The 16,266-nt window shown below is 47.7% G+C and carries 16 protein-coding genes and 1 tRNA gene; 16 read left to right on the top strand and 1 reads right to left on the bottom strand.

The window, feature by feature from the left end:
• The 13 genes from B0H50_RS09745 to rpsG form a co-directional block, all read left to right on the top strand.
• Positions 1-141, top strand: a 141-nt coding sequence (locus B0H50_RS09745; RefSeq protein ID WP_456298014.1) for an EF-Tu C-terminal domain-related protein, incomplete at its 5' end; no start/stop codon positions are given.
• A gap of 9 nt (positions 142-150) precedes the next feature.
• Positions 151-303, top strand: coding sequence for a 50S ribosomal protein L33 (gene rpmG / locus B0H50_RS09740; RefSeq protein WP_073305726.1), 153 nt, complete (start codon positions 151-153; stop codon positions 301-303).
• Positions 304-312: 9 nt separating this feature from the next.
• A tRNA-Trp gene (locus B0H50_RS09735) sits at positions 313-385 on the top strand.
• Between the two features lie 24 nt (positions 386-409).
• A complete protein-coding gene (gene secE / locus B0H50_RS09730; protein ID WP_106199362.1) occupies positions 410-598 on the top strand; it encodes a preprotein translocase subunit SecE in 189 nt (62 codons plus the stop codon).
• Between the two features lie 4 nt (positions 599-602).
• On the top strand, positions 603-1,139 hold the full coding sequence (gene nusG / locus B0H50_RS09725) for a transcription termination/antitermination protein NusG (RefSeq protein WP_106199371.1): 537 nt from the start codon (positions 603-605) through the stop codon (positions 1,137-1,139).
• 27 nt (positions 1,140-1,166) lie between these two features.
• Positions 1,167-1,592, top strand: coding sequence for a 50S ribosomal protein L11 (rplK, locus tag B0H50_RS09720; protein ID WP_106199359.1), 426 nt, complete (start codon positions 1,167-1,169; stop codon positions 1,590-1,592).
• Between the two features lie 37 nt (positions 1,593-1,629).
• The gene (rplA, locus tag B0H50_RS09715; protein ID WP_106199356.1) at positions 1,630-2,316 is read left to right on the top strand and encodes a 50S ribosomal protein L1; all 687 of its coding nucleotides are present in this window, start codon (positions 1,630-1,632) and stop codon (positions 2,314-2,316) included.
• Positions 2,317-2,326: 10 nt separating this feature from the next.
• Positions 2,327-2,842, top strand: coding sequence for a 50S ribosomal protein L10 (gene rplJ, locus B0H50_RS09710; RefSeq protein ID WP_106199354.1), 516 nt, complete (start codon positions 2,327-2,329; stop codon positions 2,840-2,842).
• A 60-nt stretch (positions 2,843-2,902) separates the two neighbouring features.
• Complete coding sequence (gene rplL, locus B0H50_RS09705) at positions 2,903-3,274, top strand: 50S ribosomal protein L7/L12 (protein WP_106199351.1); 372 nt, start codon at positions 2,903-2,905, stop codon at positions 3,272-3,274.
• Between the two features lie 104 nt (positions 3,275-3,378).
• Positions 3,379-7,755, top strand: a complete 4,377-nt coding sequence (rpoB, locus tag B0H50_RS09700; RefSeq protein ID WP_106199349.1) for a DNA-directed RNA polymerase subunit beta — start codon at positions 3,379-3,381, stop codon at positions 7,753-7,755.
• Between the two features lies 1 nt (position 7,756).
• Positions 7,757-12,238: a DNA-directed RNA polymerase subunit beta' gene (gene rpoC / locus B0H50_RS09695; RefSeq protein WP_106199346.1), complete on the top strand. Its 4,482-nt coding sequence runs from the start codon at positions 7,757-7,759 to the stop codon at positions 12,236-12,238.
• Between the two features lie 73 nt (positions 12,239-12,311).
• Entirely contained in the window at positions 12,312-12,695 is a 384-nt protein-coding gene (rpsL, locus tag B0H50_RS09690; RefSeq protein ID WP_073305713.1) for a 30S ribosomal protein S12, read from the top strand.
• Positions 12,696-12,706: 11 nt separating this feature from the next.
• Positions 12,707-13,183 (top strand): 30S ribosomal protein S7, encoded by a 477-nt coding sequence (gene rpsG / locus B0H50_RS09685; protein WP_106199343.1) that lies wholly within the window; start codon positions 12,707-12,709, stop codon positions 13,181-13,183.
• A 211-nt stretch (positions 13,184-13,394) separates the two neighbouring features.
• Here rpsG and B0H50_RS09680 read toward each other — a convergent pair whose 3' ends face one another.
• Complete coding sequence (locus B0H50_RS09680; protein WP_109587630.1) at positions 13,395-13,841, bottom strand: hypothetical protein; 447 nt, start codon at positions 13,839-13,841, stop codon at positions 13,395-13,397.
• Between the two features lie 6 nt (positions 13,842-13,847).
• Between B0H50_RS09680 and B0H50_RS09675 the strand changes: the two genes are divergently transcribed.
• Genes B0H50_RS09675 through B0H50_RS09665 form a run of 3 tightly spaced genes read left to right on the top strand, consistent with a single transcriptional unit; the run spans position 13,848 to position 16,245 of the window.
• On the top strand, positions 13,848-14,705 hold the full coding sequence (locus B0H50_RS09675) for an SUMF1/EgtB/PvdO family nonheme iron enzyme (protein WP_199219622.1): 858 nt from the start codon (positions 13,848-13,850) through the stop codon (positions 14,703-14,705).
• The gene (locus B0H50_RS09670) at positions 14,692-15,234 is read left to right on the top strand and encodes a formylglycine-generating enzyme family protein (protein ID WP_158275904.1); all 543 of its coding nucleotides are present in this window, start codon (positions 14,692-14,694) and stop codon (positions 15,232-15,234) included. The genes B0H50_RS09675 and B0H50_RS09670 overlap by 14 nt, the downstream gene beginning before the upstream one ends.
• Positions 15,235-15,249: 15 nt before the next feature.
• Complete coding sequence (locus tag B0H50_RS09665) at positions 15,250-16,245, top strand: hypothetical protein (protein ID WP_109587628.1); 996 nt, start codon at positions 15,250-15,252, stop codon at positions 16,243-16,245.
• Positions 16,246-16,266: the final 21 nt, after the last annotated feature.

Below are 16,266 nucleotides of genomic sequence, written 5' to 3'. Positions count from 1 at the left end.
GAAATGGTGACTCCGGGTGACACCGTGACTATCGACGTCGAACTCATTGCTCCGGTTGCTATGGAACAGCAGCTCCGCTTCGCAATCCGCGAAGGAGGCCGTACGGTCGGCGCTGGCTCTGTAACTGAAATCATCAAGTAAGGAATAACAATGCCAAGAGAACTCATTACGCTCGAATGCACTGTTTGCCATCAGCGTAACTATGATTGCGACAAGAACAAGCGTCTTCACCCCTCTCGTGTGGAGTACAAGAAGTACTGCCCGTTCTGCCGCAAGCATACAGTTCATAAGGAAACCAAGTAAGGCGGTTTTAGGTCGGTAGCTCAATTGGTAGAGTCACGGTCTCCAAAACCGTTGGTTGGGGGTTCGAGTCCCTCCCGACCTGCTTCCTTTCTTTCGGAGTCATGATATGCAAAAGATCCAGCAATACATCAAAGAAGTCATCCAAGAGATGAAAAAGGTTTCTTGGCCCACATGGGACGAACTGAAAGGTTCTACTTTGGTTGTAATGCTTTTCAGCGTTATCATGGGTTGCTATATTGCTGCGATTGATTTAGGTCTTTCCTTTGTCGTCGATAAACTGTTAGGACGTGGGTAACATTATGTTATGGTATGCAGTCCATACGTTTTCCGGTCAGGAAAGCAAAATCAAGAAAAACATTGAAATGCTGATTGAACGCGAAGGTGTTCAAGACAAGTTTGGTCGTATTCTCATCCCCGAGTCTGCGACGCAAGTGAACGTCCGAGGAAAGCGCAAGACCGTGGTCTCCAAGCTTTTCCCGGCGTATTTGCTTATAGAGATGGAGCTGGACGAGCTCACCCAGCACCTAGTGACTTCTGTTCAAGGAGTTACTCATTTCGGAGGAACTAGTCGTCAGAATAAGATGCCGGTTCCTCTTCGTCAGAGCGAGGTCGATAGACTGCTCGGCATCAAAACAGAAGATGTCGAACAGGATGTGATCCAGAATCCGTATGTTGTTGGTGATACCGTTTCCATTAAGGATGGTCCGTTCGAAGGCTTTGATGGAGTGGTCGAAGAAATTCTCGCAGAGAAGAAAAAGCTTCGTGTGATGGTTTCTGTGTTTGGCCGCCCCACGCCGGTGGAATTGGGCTTTAACCAAGCGGAACGTGCATTATAACAGCGGATACTGAAACGGAGAAATACAGTGGCAAAGAAAATTGCAGGTTATATTAAGCTTCAGATCCCCGGCGGGGCTGCAAACCCGTCTCCTCCGGTAGGTCCTGCTCTGGGCCAGAAGGGCGTGAACATTATGCAGTTCTGCAAAGCGTTCAATGCTCAGACCCAGAATGAAAAGGGAATGATCATCCCCGTGGTTATCACGGTTTATGCTGACAAGAGCTTTACCTTCATTACGAAGGTTCCTCCTGTACCTGTTCTCGTAAAGAAAGCAGCTGGCATTGAAACCGCCTCGGGCGAACCGAACCGTAAAAAAGTCGGTAAGATCACCAAGGCTCAAGTCAAGGAAATCGCTGAAAAGAAGATGCCTGACTTGAATACAATTGACATTGAAGCCGCAATGCGCATGGTTGCGGGCACCGCACGCTCTATGGGCGTCGATGTTGTCGACTAATCAGGCAGACCTTAACCCTATTTCTGACAGGAAAACCATGTTCAGAGGAAAAAAGTATAAGAAAGTAGCTGAAGCTTTCGACCGTACTCAAGCGTACGGTCTCGAGCAGGCGCTCGAAATTCTTAAAAAATCCGAGGTTAAGTTCGACCAGACTGTCGAGCTTCATTTCAATCTCGGTGTAGATCCCAAAAACTCCGATCAAGCTGTCCGTGGCACGGTTGTGCTCCCGAACGGTACCGGTCGTCAGGTCCGCGTTCTCGTGTTCTGCAAGGACAACAATTTCCAAGCAGCAAAGGACGCAGGTGCTGATTACGTTGGTGGTGCAGACTTGGTCCAGAAGATCCAGGAAGGCTGGCTCGAATTTGATGCAGTCGTTGCGACTCCCGACATGATGCCGGTGATTAGTAAGGTTGCTCGTGTGCTCGGTCCTCGTGGACTTATGCCGAGCCCGAAGTCCGGCACGGTGACGATTAACGTCGCTCAAACCGTGAAGGAACTTAAGGCTGGTAAAATTCAGTACCGTGTTGACAAGGGCGCTAATGTGCATGCTCCGGTCGGCAAAATGTCTTTCACAGTTCCGCAGCTCGTTGAAAACGTAAAAGCTGTGATTGATTCTGTGATTAAGAACAAGCCGCAGACCGCTAAGGGCACTTACATCAAGAGCCTCTTTATTACGGCAACTATGACGCCGAGTCTCAAACTCGACATGAGCCTTACACGATAGGAGATAAACAATGAAAGCTGTAGTTAAAAAACAACAGAAAGTTGATTCTATCGTTAAAGAGTTTGAAGGTGCAACTTCGATCTTCCTTCTCAACTATGAGAAGATCCCTGTTGAACTGGACAACAAGCTCCGTAAGAATCTCAAGTCCAAGGGCGTTAAGTATGTCGCTGTCAAGAACACTCTCTTGAAGAAGGTTCTTGAAAAGATGGGCGTTACTGGTCTTGACGATGCACTCAAGGGTGCAACTTCCGTCATGGTCGGTCCGGCCGATGATCCGATTAGCCCGGCACGTGAAATCGAAAAATTCCATAAGGAAAATCCGGATTTCCTCGTTGCTAAGAGCTTGTACCTGGATGGTGCAGTTCGCCCGGGTTCCGATGTCGTTGAACTTTCCAAGATTCCAGACCGCGCAGGCATGCTTGCTCAGTTGGTCACAATCATTCTTGGACCGGGTTCGACCATTGCGGGTCAACTCAAATCTCTCACGGAAAAACTGGAGAAGGAACAGGCTGGAGCATCCGCCTAAGTTCTCTACACAACCACTCACAAATAACTTTTCAAAACGGAATAATTGGAGAAAAACATCATGGCAACAGATATCAAGGCTATTGGTGATCAAATCGCGGGTCTTACCCTCCTCGAAGCCAAGCAGTTGGCTGACTACCTCAAGGAAGCACACGGCATTGAAGCTGCTGCGGGTGGCGTTGTCGTCGCTGCAGCTGCTGGTGCAGCTCCTGCTGAAGAAAAGTCTGAATTTGACGTCGTTCTCGCTGAATGCGGCGCCAACAAGATGGCTGTTCTTAAGGCTGTTCGTGCAATCACCGGCCTCGGCTTGAAGGAAGCCAAGGAAATGGTCGAAAAGGCTGACAGTGTCGTCAAGGAAGGCGCACCGAAGGCTGACGCTGAAAAGATGAAGAAGGAACTCGAAGATCTTGGTGCCAAGGTCGTTCTGAAGTAATGCCTTCGATTCGTTAATTCGAATACGCCAAAATGCCTGCACGCATGTGTGGGCTTTTGGTGTTTTTCCCGTGTTTTAGTTTTTTCACTGGATGAGGTTTTAAAATGACGGAGCGAAAGAATTATTCCTCCAATAAGTTCCAGCTGGAACTTCCATATCTGGTCGAAGTGCAGAAAGCTTCTTATGACCACTTCCTCCAAAATGGCGTTCCTCCCGAGAAGCGTCTCAAAGTAGGTTTGGAACGTGTTTTCCAAGACATTTTCCCCATCACAGACGTGAAGAAGCTCTTCGCGCTCAAGTACGAAGGCTACTTCTTTGGCATTCCCAAATACAGTCTTCGTGAATGCCGTGAACGCGGGCTTACTCACTCCATTCCTCTGCATGCAAATCTTTCTCTTCAGGTCTTTGAAGAAGATGGCGAAGATCGCAAACTGAAGGAAGAAATCAAAAACGATGTTTTGATCTGCGAATTGCCGATCATGACGGAGAATGGAACTTTCATTATCAACGGCGCAGAACGCGTTGTCGTTTCTCAGTTGCACCGTTCTCCTGGTGTAAGCTTTGACGAAGAACTTCTCCCGAACGGACGCTCGAATTTTAAGAGCCGCATCATTCCTCATCGTGGTGCATGGGTAGAATTTAATACGGACGGCGATATTCTCTATTTGATTATCGACCGCAAAAAGAAGATTCCGGCGACGGCTCTTCTCCGCTGCATCGGTTTCGAAACGACTGCAGATATTATTTCGCTTTTCTATAAAAATATTGAAAAGGTGACTCTTTCTGCTGGCAATATGGAAGATTACTACAACCGTATTGTGGCTGCCGATGTGATTGACACATCTTCGGGCGAAGTCATCTTGGATGCTAACCGTGTTTTTGACGACAAATGCGCAGCTCGTTTAACAGAAAGCGGCATTTTTGAAATTTCTTTCATCGCTGTAGATGAAGAAAATATGCTCGTCCACAACACGCTTTTGGCGGATAAGTGCAAGACCAAAGAAGAAGCTTTGAAGCTGATTTACTTTGTAATGCATCAATCGCAGGAAGAAGCGCCGAATATGGCGACCGCTCAGATTGCATTCGAAAGCACTTTCTTGGATGATCCGCGCAAATACGATCTCGGCGAAGTTGGCCGTTATCGTTTGAATGCAAAAGTTTATACTCCGGCGATTGAAAAAATTCTTGCTGAAAAAGGATTTTCAAAGCCGTCTTTGACCACGATGACGATGACCGAAGCGGATTTCCTCGGTATCTTCGAATACATGGTCGGTCTTTATTGCGACGCTGATGGTTATGTCTTGGATGATATTGACCACCTTGGAAACCGTCGTACCCGTTCTGTTGGGGAATTGGTTGCGAACCAACTCTCTGTCGGTCTTTCTCGTATGGCTCGCGTCATCCGTGAAAACTTTACCTCGGGCGATAACGAAACGCCGACTCCGCGGGATTTGGTGAATACTCGCACGGTGAATACGGTTGTGCAATCGTTCTTCAGTTCTAGCCAGCTTTCGCAGTTCATGGATCAGATGAACCCGCTGTCGGAATTGACTCACAAGCGTCGTCTTTCTGCTTTGGGCCCGGGCGGTCTTTCTCGTGAACGCGCAGGCTTCGAAGTTCGTGACGTTCACTATACTCACTATGGACGCCTTTGCCCGATTGAAACACCGGAAGGTCCGAACATCGGTCTTATTAACTCTCTTGCAACTTATGCGGTGGTGAACCATTTCGGCTTTATCGAAACGCCGTATCGCATTGTCGGTTTGCAAGAATTTAAGGGCGCAGACGGCAAGTCGCTTTACTTCCCCGAAGAAAAGTGGCACTTTGGTTTGTACAAAGGATTTGTCCGCGAACCGCGTCTTTTTGTGCAATTAGAACTTGGCGCAAAGGACATTGCTGAAGTTCGTTCGAATTTGGACAACAACCAACGCGTTCTCTTTGATTCTTTTGTGAACAAAGTCTTTGAATTTAAGAACGATGATGGTTCGAGCTATTTCGTTCGCAACGGTAATCCGCTTGAAGCCTTTAAGGGTAAAGCTGATTATGTTTTGCAATCGTCTAAGGTTTATGATGTCGTTTCGTCTTTCGTGGTCTATTTGACGGCTGACGAAGAAGATGCCTTTAACATTGCTCCGGCCAATACCGTTTTGAAGAATGCGGGTTTTGATCCGCTGTTTGCAGGAATGCTTGCAAGTGCAGCTTCGGATGCAGAAAAAACGGATGTGGAAGAACGTCATCAGTTGACTTCTTTCGCCGAAGACTTTGTGATGGTTCGTGAAAAGGATGAATATCCGTTGAAAGCTCGCGTCGTAATCGGCGGCGAACTGGACGAATCGGGCAAATTTGAAAATGGCGTTGTACCGACATTTGATTTGAAAACCGTCGATAGCGAAGCTCTCGAAGGACGCATCCAGTTGATGGACGTTTCTCCGCAGCAAATTATCTCGGTCGCAGCTGGTCTTATTCCGTTCTTGGAACATGACGATGCTAACCGTGCATTGATGGGTTCGAACATGCAGCGTCAAGCTGTGCCTCTGCTCCGCACCGAAGCTCCGGTGGTGGGCACTGGTTTGGAACGTCGTGCCGCATTGGATTCGGGTACCGTTGTGCGTGCAAAGCATGAAGGTCGTGTGAAGTTCGTCGATGCGATGACTGTCGTTATCGAACGCGGAACTTTGGACGAAAACGGCGAATTCCAACCGTTGGAAGGACTTGGCGAAAACTTTGAATTCTTGGATCACGAACCGGTGGATACTTATCTCCTCCGCAAGTTTGAACGTTCGAACCAAGATTCTTGCATTAACCAAAAACCGGTTGTCAATGTAGGCGACTTTGTGAAGAAGGGTGACGTCTTGGCGGACGGCGCTTCGACGGATCACGGCGAACTCGCAATCGGTAAAAATATTCTCATCGCTTTCATTCCGTGGAATGGTTACAACTACGAAGATGCTGTGATCGTGTCCGAAGAATTGGCGATTAAGGACGCATTCACTTCGATTCACGTAGAAGAATACGAAGTGGAAGTTCGCGAAACCAAGCGTGGACCGGAAGAACTCACTCGTGAAATTCCGAACGTCGGCGAAGATGCTTTGAAGAACCTTGACGAACGCGGCATTATCCGCGTCGGTGCCGAAGTGCACGCTGACGATATTCTCGTCGGTAAGGTGACTCCGAAGGGTGAAACGGAACTTTCTCCGGAAGAAAGACTTCTCCGCGCTATCTTCGGTGAAAAAGCGGGCGATGTGCGCGATACTTCTCTCGTTGCGCCTCCGGGCATGAAGGGTATCGTTCTTGAAACGCGTGTCTTTAGCCGTAAAGATCATAACGACAAGAAGAGCCGCGCAGAAGATCAAGAAAAGATTAACGAAATCAAGGAACAGTTCCAAGCCGATATTGATAAGATCAAGACGACTTGCACCAATGCGATGATTGAAATGCTCTCGGGCAAAGTTTCGGGCAGCATTGTGGATATTGATACCCACGAAGTTCGCATTCCGGAAGGAACAACTTTGAACGAAAAGATGCTCAACAGTCTTGACTTCTTGACGATTGCTCCGTCTTCGACCTTTGCTCGTGACGATGCAGAAACTCAAGAAAAGGCTGCTGGTCTTCTTACCGTTGCAAACGAATCGATTGATCGCTTGACCCGTACGATGGAAAAGGAAATCGATAAGGTGACGAAAGGTGATGAACTCAAGCCGGGCGTTCTCCAAACGGTGAAAGTTTACATTGCCAAGAAGAAAAAGCTCCAAGTCGGTGACAAGATGGCTGGTCGTCACGGTAACAAGGGTTGCGTATCGAAGATCGTTCCGGTTGAAGATATGCCGTTTACCGAAGATGGTCGTCCGATTCAAATCCTTTTGAACCCGCTGGGCGTTCCTTCTCGTATGAACGTGGGTCAGGTTTTGGAAGTGCACTTGGGCTGGGCTGCAAAAGTTCTCGGCATGAAGATTGCAACGCCGGTATTTGATGGTGCATCCTTCGACGATATCGTTGGCGAATTGGAAAAAGCCTACCAGAAGATGCCGATTGTTTCTTACAAGATGGATCCGGAACACGGACAGATTATCGGTAAGGCAAAACTTTACGATGGCCGTACCGGTGAACCGTTCTTGAACCCGGTGACAATCGGTTATATGTACTACCTCAAGCTCGGTCACCTTGTTGAAGATAAGATTCACGCTCGTTCGATCGGTTCTTACGCACTCGTGACGCAGCAGCCGCTCGGCGGTAAGAGCCAATTCGGTGGTCAGCGCTTCGGTGAAATGGAAGTGTGGGCTCTCGAAGCTTATGGTGCTGCTTACACATTGCAGGAATTGTTGACGGTGAAGTCCGATGACGTGATGGGTCGTTCGAAGATTTATGACGCTATCGTTCACGGCAAGAATACGCCGGAACCGGGAATCCCCGAATCCTTCAACGTGATGATTCGCGAAGTTCGTTCGCTCTGCCTCGACATCAAGACAAGTGGAGAAAAGTAATATGTCAGAAGAAACTTTTGATTATTCTGAAAACAATAGCGGTGAAGTTTCGATTCACCTCGCTTCTCCAGATTTGATCCGTCAGTGGTCTTATGGTGAAGTCACCAAGCCTGAAACGATCAACTACCGTTCCTTTAAGCCGGAACGTGACGGCTTGTTCTGCGAACGCATTTTTGGACCGGTGAAGAACTGGGAATGCAACTGCGGCAAGTATAAGCGTATTCGTTTCAAAGGCGTTATCTGCGACCGCTGCGGTGTGGAAGTTACCCATTCCAAAGTGCGTCGTGAACGCATGGGTCATATTGAACTCGCTATTCCGCTTGCTCACGTTTGGTTTGTAAAAAATCAGCCGTGTGTGCTCGGAGCCATCTTGGATCTCGATACCAAGTCTTTGGATAACATCATCTACTACGAAAAGTACATTGTGCTGGATCCGGGCGATACCGATTTGAAGCAGAATGAATTGATCGATGAATTCAAGTATCAAGACTTGGAAAAAGAAGGTCGTCATTTCTCGGCAAAGATGGGCGCTTCTGCTTTGAAGCAGCTCCTCGCCAATGTTGACTTTGTCAAGCTCTCGGAAGAACTCCGTGTCGATGCAAATTCAAAGTCGAAGACGAAACGCGACGAAGCCATCAAGCGTTTGAAGATTGTTGAAGCCTTCAAAAAATCGCAGATGGAAGATTTCCTTTCTTACTACGAAAATCCGGAAAAGAAAAAGAATAACGCTTCGCCGAAAATTAAAGATCTCGCTGAAAAAGTCGAAGACTTTAAGTATGGCGTTGTCGGTGCTGATGGTGAACGCAAAGGCGGCTATGCAGCAAAAATTGAAGGCCAAGAATTCAATTTGCTCGACGCTTTCTGCGAATTCCGCGAAAAGTATCCGGCTCAGGCAAAGGAACTTTCGAATCAGCCGGAATGGATGATCCTCGATGTTCTGCCGGTGATTCCACCTGATTTGCGCCCGCTCGTTCCGCTGGATGGTGGTCGTTTCGCCACTTCTGACTTGAACGAACTTTATCGCCGCGTCATTAACCGCAATAATCGTCTGAAGAAATTGATTGACATCAAGGCTCCGGATGTGATTCTTTGCAACGAAAAGCGTATGTTGCAAGAAGCGGTTGACCAGTTGTTTGATAGCGGTCGTCGCACGGCTCGCGTCGGTTCGAATCGCCCGCTCAAGTCCCTCTCGGAACTTTTGAAGGGTAAGCAAGGCCGCTTCCGTATGAACCTTCTCGGTAAGCGCGTTGACTATTCGGGTCGTTCGGTGATTGTCGTCGGACCAGAATTGAAAATGCACCAGTGCGGTCTTCCGAAGCGTATGGCTTTGGAACTTTACAAGCCGTTTATTATTCAACGCTTGGAAGAATCGGGAACGGTTTATACTTTGAAGGCTGCAAAGAAATTTGTGGACGCCGAAAAGCCCGAAGTCTGGGACATTCTCGAAGAAATTATCGAAGACCATCCGGTGATGCTTAACCGTGCTCCGACACTGCACCGCTTGGGTATTCAGGCGTTCTATCCGAAATTGATCGAAGGAAATGCGATTCGTTTGCACCCGCTCGTTTGTACTGCATTCAACGCAGACTTCGATGGTGACCAAATGGCAGTGCACCTTCCGCTTTCTTTCGAAACGCAGTTGGAATGCCGCGTGCTTATGCTTTCGTCGAATAACATTCTTCACCCGGCTTCGGGTCTTCCGATTGCTGTTCCGGGTCAGGATATCGTGCTTGGACTTTACTACATCTCGAAGCCGCGTCCGAACCGTTTGGGTGCAGGTATGCATTTCTACGATGCAGCAGAAGCTCTCCGCGCTTATGGCAACGGAAAAATTGACCTCAACGCCGAATGCTATTTGCGTCTTCCTGCCGGAAGAAAAATTTACATGGGTGCTTTGGAAAAAGACACTCGTTGCTTGATGGAACAACCGGATGATAACGGTGTTTCTGAAGTTGTCGCTAAGAAGGGCGAAAAGATTAAGTTCCTCACCTTGCAGGAACCGTCGCTCATCAAGACGACGATGGGTCGAATTATTTTGAATGAAATCATCCCGAATGCAGTGGGTTTTGCAAACGAAACCTTCGGCAAGAAAGTGATTGCAAAGTCGATTGACGATTTGTATCGTCGTACCGGCAATCGCGTCACCGTGGAATATTTGGATGATTTGAAAGCTCTCGGTTATAAGTGGGCTGCAATTTCGGGCTCTTCTGTGGCTATCGCTGAAATGGTGATTCCGCCAGAAAAGCAACAACTCCTCGAAGAAGCAACCGAAAAGGTCAACCGCATTCGTGAACTCTACGAAGACGGTGTGATTACGGACGGTGAACGTTATAACCAGATCATCGACGTTTGGTCGAAGACGACTAGCGATGTGGCTGCAAAGCAGTGGGATCTCCTCTCTCATGACCGCGATGGATTCAATCCGGTTTACATGATGGCGGATTCGGGCGCTCGTGGTAGCCGCGAACAGATTAAGCAGCTCTCGGGTATGCGCGGCTTGATGCAGAAACCGACAAAGCAACTCGGCGGTCAAGAAGTTATCGAAAACCCGATTAAGTCTTGCTTCCGCGAAGGCTTGAACGAAATGGAATACTTCATTTCGGCTCACGGTGCTCGTAAAGGTTTGGCGGATACCGCTTTGAAAACTGCTGACGCAGGTTACTTGACTCGTCGTTTGGTTGACGTGGCTCAGGACTTGGTGATTGTCGAAGAAGATTGCCATACGAAAGATGGCATTGATATTTCGGCTTACAAGGATGGCGACGATACCATTATCACTCTCGAAGAACGTTTGCTCGGTCGCGCTCCGGTCGAAGATATCGTTCACCCGGTGACAGGCGAAGTTATTGTCAAGGCTGGTGAACTCGTTACAGAACGCGACTTGCCGAAAATTTCTGCAACCGGTCTTGAACATGTGAAGATGCGCTCGGTTCTCACTTGCGAAGCTCGTAACGGTGTCTGCGCAAAGTGCTACGGTCGTATGCTTGCTTCTGGTCGTCCGGTGGATCTCGGCGAAGCGGTCGGTGTTATCGCAGCTCAGTCCATTGGTGAACCGGGTACGCAGTTAACACTTCGTACATTCCACATCGGTGGTGCTTCTAGCCGTCTTACGGTTGAAAATTCGAAGAGCGCTCCGGTCGATGGTAAAATTGAATTGGATAACGTTAACACTTTGGATCATGACGGAAGCAAAATCGTGGTCAGCCGTATGGGCGAACTTGTGATTTATGATGCAACCGGCATTAACAAGGGTCGTTGGCAGATTCCGTATGGCGCAACCCTTTATGTTGAAGACGGCGCAACGGTGACAAAGGATACCAAGCTCTTTGAATGGGATCCGTACACAAGCCCGATTCTCAGCAACGCTAGCGGTAAAATCCAATTTGTGGATTTGATTGAAAATACAACTTATCGTGTGGATAAGGATGACGTGACAGGTGTTGAAACTTGGACCGTTATCAGTGATCGTCACGGTAAGCATCGTCCGGCGATTAACGTGGTCGATGCCGATGGCGCTCGTCTCGGTGTTTACTACTTACCGGATGGCGCAATTCTCTCTGTTCACGATGGCGATAAGGCTGTGCAAGGTGAAATCTTGGCAAAGCTTCCGCGTGCAGTGGGTAAAACAAAGGATATTACTGGTGGTCTTCCTCGTGTTGCAGAACTTTTCGAAGCTCGCGTCCCGAAGAATGTCGCAGTGATCGCTCCGATCGACGGTATCGTCGAATACGGCAACGAAGAACGCGGCAACCAAAAGGTGATCATCAAAAACGGCGACGAAGAACAAACTGTGCTCGTTCCGCGTGGACGCCACTTGGCGGTTCTCGAAGGCGACCGTGTTCGCAGAGGTCAAAAAATCTGCGACGGTTCCGTGGATCCGCACGATATTCTCCGCGTTCAAGGCCCCGAAGCTGTGCAACGTCACCTGGTCAACGAAATCCAGGCCGTTTACCGCTTGCAAGGTGTGGCCATCGCCGATAAGCATATCGAATGCATTGTCCGTCAGATGATGCGTAAGATTAAAATTTCCGATCCTGGTGATTCCGAGCTCCTTCCGGATGAAGAAATCTCCAAGGCACGTTTGCGCATGAAGAACGACAAGCTTAGAGCTGAAGGTCGTGCCGAAGCAAAGGGAACTCCGATGCTTCTCGGTATCACCAAGTCTTCGCTTGCTACGGATAGCTTCATTTCTGCAGCGTCCTTCCAGGAAACAACGAAGATCCTTACTCGTGCTGCTATTGAAGGTAGTGAGGACCCGTTGATGGGACTGAAGGAAAACGTCATCATGGGACACCTGATTCCTTGCGGAACAGGCGCCCGTCACCTGCGTGACGTTGTGGTCATCGATTCCGATGCCGAAGCAGAGGCTGCCGCTAACCGTGCTGCTCAGGTGGAATCGGACTATCAAACCGGAGGCGTCTCTTTCTCGATGCCAGACACCGGTTCCGAAGCCTCGGAAGAAAATGGTGAAAATCTCGAATAATTTGATAGGTAAAACTTGAAAATATTCGAAAAAGAACTATATTTGGGTTTCCAAAATTAGGGAATAAAATAAAATGCCTACTATACAACAGCTCGTCCGCAAGGGCCGTGAAAAGATCCTCAACAGAACCGCTTCGCCGGCTCTGAAACAAAGTCCGCAAAAGCGCGGTGTCTGCACCCGTGTGTACACCACCACGCCGAAGAAGCCGAACTCCGCACTCCGTAAAATTGCGCGTGTCCGTCTTTCCAACAAGATGGAAGTCACCGCTTACATCCCGGGTGAAGGTCACAACCTTCAGGAACACTCCATTGTTCTTATCCGTGGCGGTCGTGTCAAGGACGTTCCGGGTGTTCGTTACCACATTATCCGCGGTACTCTCGATACCCAGGCTGTGAACGGTCGTAACCAAGCACGTTCTAAATACGGCGTGAAGAGAAAAGCTCCGGCTAAGAAGTAAAGGAAGGGCACATGTCTAGAAGAAGAAAGACAATCCACAAGCGCACAATTGCTGACCCGCGTTATCATTCCGTTTTGATCACCGAACTCATCGGTGTTGTTCTCAAGCAAGGTAAGAAGACGATTGCAGAACAAATCGTTTACACTGCTCTTGACATTTTGAACAAGAAAGTGGAAGGCGAAGGCACTCCGCTTGCTAAGTTCGAAGAATGCCTTGAAAACATCAAGCCGAAGCTCGAAGTGAAGTCCCGTCGTATCGGTGGTGCAAACTACCAGGTTCCGATGGAAGTCGCTCCGGATCGTGCAAAGGCTCTCGCTCTTCGTTGGCTTTTGGCTGCAGCACGTAGCCGTACTGAAGCAAATATGGCCGAACGTCTTGCAGCAGAACTCGTTGCTGCTAAGAATAACGAAGGCAATGCCATCCGTAAGAAACAGGATGTGCATAAGATGGCTGAAGCGAACCGCGCATTCGCACACTTCCGCTTCTAATATCTTTAACCCTTTGTTTTGGAAAAAGCTCCGCGTGCTGCGGGGCTTTTTTTGTATTAGAAATGGGGAGGGAAATTTTGAACTGCAGTCACCAGGGAGCGTGATCGTTTAGAGTAAGGCGGCTTCGCAGCAAAATAATGGATAAAATAAGTATAGTAAGAAAAAAACAGATAAGTCTTCCAAAAATCATACTTGTTTACTATGATTAAAATTAAATCCACTTTTGGAGAATTGGTATGAAATCATTTATCCTTAAATCCACTTTGACAAGTCTCGTCGCTTTCGGCGTAGCTTTTACATTCACTGCCTGCGACGATTCCAGTTCGGGGGCAGGTCCCGATGAACCCGCAATAGAAGAAGATTCGAGCTCGAGCAGCGTCACGTCTTCGGAGTCAAAATCAAAATCTTCGAGCTCCACAAAGTCTTCGAAGTCATCGAGTTCGACGAAGGTAAGTTCTAGCTCTAACGCTAAATCTTCAAATTCAAAATCCTCGGATTCCAAATCTTCGAGTTCGACCAAGGTTTCTAGTTCGAGCGGAAAATCCTCGAATTCCAAATCTTCCAGTTCAACGAAATCCTCAAGTTCCAACAAAGACACAAAGTCGTCAAGTTCGACCGAGGTTTCAAGTTCAAGCGTTGCCGAAAGCTCGAGCAGCAAGCCGATGTGGGCTTCTATTACGCATTTGGCGAAGTCGAACCTAAAGAATCCTACGACGAAGAATCTCAAAAATTCAAAGATTCCGATGCCCAAATTACGGACTATTATAAAGTCGGAACCTCTGACATTGCAGGGAATGCTTCTTACGATGCCGCTGCAAAAAACTGGGGCAAAAACTGGCGCATGCCAACGCCCGAAGAAGTCGAAGAACTTCTTAAAAAGTGTACTTGGAAATTCAGCAGCCAGAAAAATTCCAAAGGCGAAAGCGTCGGCGGCTATGCGGTGACATGTAACGCCAAAACCATTTTTATGCCTGCGGGCGGCTATGTGGAAGGAAAGGACACTTTGAGTAAGGATGGTGGCACTTATTGGGTTTCTCAAACAGCGCAAAATTCAGCACAGGTGGGCAAAATTTTGGATTTTGCTGAATCCTATGGGGCTGACTTGAGCTTCTATGATTGGAAATATGGCGCCTTGATTCGCCCGGTACAGACAAATGAAAATTACAAGATGACTCCTAAAAATTACGGCAAGTTGATTGTCGATGGAGTTATGTACCAAAATACGGGGCTTGTTAAAGTTGTTGAAACGACTGCCTTTGTGAAACCGAATAGTGAAGCCAGTGACATTTTTAAATATCACAATACAAAGTTGAAACCTTACGCAATCGGTAAGTACGAAGTGACTCAGGAATTTTACACCGCCGTGATGGGAACAAATCCAAGTTACTTTGTCGGTGAAGAAGCCGCAAAAAAGGTGGCCGATGGTGAATCTCAAAATTTACGCCCTGTCGAATCGGTAAAATGGTTTAATGCGATTGTGTTCTGCAACGAACTTACGAAAAAAAACTTTGGGTGCAGATAGCATTGTGTATTTTTCTGACGAATCTTTGACGCAGGCTTACACAAGCGATGATGCCGCAAGCAATAAGACGGTTTACGCAAAATTTGAAGCATTGGGCTACAGGTTACCCACCGAAGTCGAATGGGAATACGCTGCCCGCGGTGGAAATGTCTTTGCAAAGGAATGGAACTACAGCTATGCCGGCGCTCAAAGCTTAGATGCAATTGCATGGTATAGCGAAAATTCCGATAGAACGCACGAAGTGGGTTCGCTAAGGTCAAATTCACTTGGAATTTACGACATGAACGGAAATGTTACTGAATGGACTTGGAATGGATATGGGAATAACGATTATGAAGAATATGCAAGCAGCTATCCAGAAGCCTATCCAAAATCTTCGAACGATGGATTGCATGTCATTCGTGGCGGTTCTTACAGGAGCGCTGATGATGCTCTCGTTTTAACTTCTAGAAATGGAAGAAATTCATTAGGAACAGCAATCGCTGCAAGTGCCATTGGATTTAGAATCGCTAGAACCCTTGAATTTTAAAGGAAACGAAGAGCTATGATGAAAAACTTTTACAACCTCCCATTCCTCGGCTTCGCCGCTCTGGGCTTAGCCTTTACATTCACCGCTTGCGGCGACGATTCGAGTTCGTCTTCGGCAAGTTACAAATCGATTTACGACGAAGTCAAAAATTTAAAGGACTTGGACGAATGCACCAAGGATAACGATGGCGATACGCTCTATGTGAATAGCGAAGAAGCGTATTATGTATGCCAAAGCGAAGACTGGAAATTGGCTTTACACGTCGTCGAAGACAAGGAATCGCTCAAAACCTGCGACGAAAAGCGTAAGGGCGAATACGCGCTAACTTACAGCGATTCGACCGTTTACGTGTGCGACGGAAAGGAATGGCTTGATGTCAAGGAAATTTCTTCGAGCAGCGCAAAATCTTCGAGCTCTACGAAAAAGTCTAGTTCAAGCGAAAAAACGGATGGAACGTCTTCGGATGCAAAATCTTCGAGTTCTGCTAAGAATTCAAGTTCTAGCGTTGAAGAAAAATATAAGGCGGTTGACTTGGGCTTGAGCGTTGACTGGGCCGAAGTCAACATTGGCGCCGAAAACGCAGCCGACTTTGGCGATTACTTTGCCTACGGCGAAACCGAGACGAAAGATGAATACAGCGAAAATACGTTGATTTACAATGTTTCGGCGCTCCCAAGCAATATTTCGGGTAATAAAAAGTACGATGCGGCTGCTGCCAAATGGGGCGGCAAGTGGCGCATGCCGACCGTAAAAGAAATGAAGGAACTTGTCACCAAGTGTAAATTGGAATGGACGAAAAAGGAATCGGTGAATGGTTATCGTGTGACTTGCAATGAAAAATCGATATTCTTGCCTGCTGCAGGAGCTTTTAATGAATTTCAGGCTATTTACATAGGTATTGCAGCTATGTTTCGTGGTGGATCGCGGATTGATATGGTTTTGATGAAGGATTCAAAACCTGCTTTGGAAGATATGGGTGTTGGGTATGCAGGGTCTCTGTTCGCCCGGTAAAGGTCAATAAAAATTACAAGC

The sequence above is a fragment of the Hallerella porci genome (assembly GCF_003148885.1).
GTDB lineage: Bacteria > Fibrobacterota > Fibrobacteria > Fibrobacterales > Fibrobacteraceae > Hallerella > Hallerella porci.
Note: the sequence above shows the minus strand (reverse complement) of the source record. Positions and strands in the feature narration are given on the sequence as shown.

Bases quoted from the DNA above. Each gene is read 5' to 3' on its own strand.
- rpmG (WP_073305726.1), top strand. From the start codon at position 151: ATGCCAAGAGAACTCATTACGCTCGAATGCACTGTTTGCCATCAGCGT.
- secE (WP_106199362.1), top strand. From the start codon at position 410: ATGCAAAAGATCCAGCAATACATCAAAGAAGTCATCCAAGAGATGAAA.
- nusG (WP_106199371.1), top strand. From the start codon at position 603: ATGTTATGGTATGCAGTCCATACGTTTTCCGGTCAGGAAAGCAAAATC.
- rplA (WP_106199356.1), top strand. From the start codon at position 1,630: ATGTTCAGAGGAAAAAAGTATAAGAAAGTAGCTGAAGCTTTCGACCGT.
- rplJ (WP_106199354.1), top strand. From the start codon at position 2,327: ATGAAAGCTGTAGTTAAAAAACAACAGAAAGTTGATTCTATCGTTAAA.
- rplL (WP_106199351.1), top strand. From the start codon at position 2,903: ATGGCAACAGATATCAAGGCTATTGGTGATCAAATCGCGGGTCTTACC.
- rpoB (WP_106199349.1), top strand. From the start codon at position 3,379: ATGACGGAGCGAAAGAATTATTCCTCCAATAAGTTCCAGCTGGAACTT.
- rpoC (WP_106199346.1), top strand. From the start codon at position 7,757: ATGTCAGAAGAAACTTTTGATTATTCTGAAAACAATAGCGGTGAAGTT.
- rpsL (WP_073305713.1), top strand. From the start codon at position 12,312: ATGCCTACTATACAACAGCTCGTCCGCAAGGGCCGTGAAAAGATCCTC.
- rpsG (WP_106199343.1), top strand. From the start codon at position 12,707: ATGTCTAGAAGAAGAAAGACAATCCACAAGCGCACAATTGCTGACCCG.
- B0H50_RS09665 (WP_109587628.1), top strand. From the start codon at position 15,250: ATGATGAAAAACTTTTACAACCTCCCATTCCTCGGCTTCGCCGCTCTG.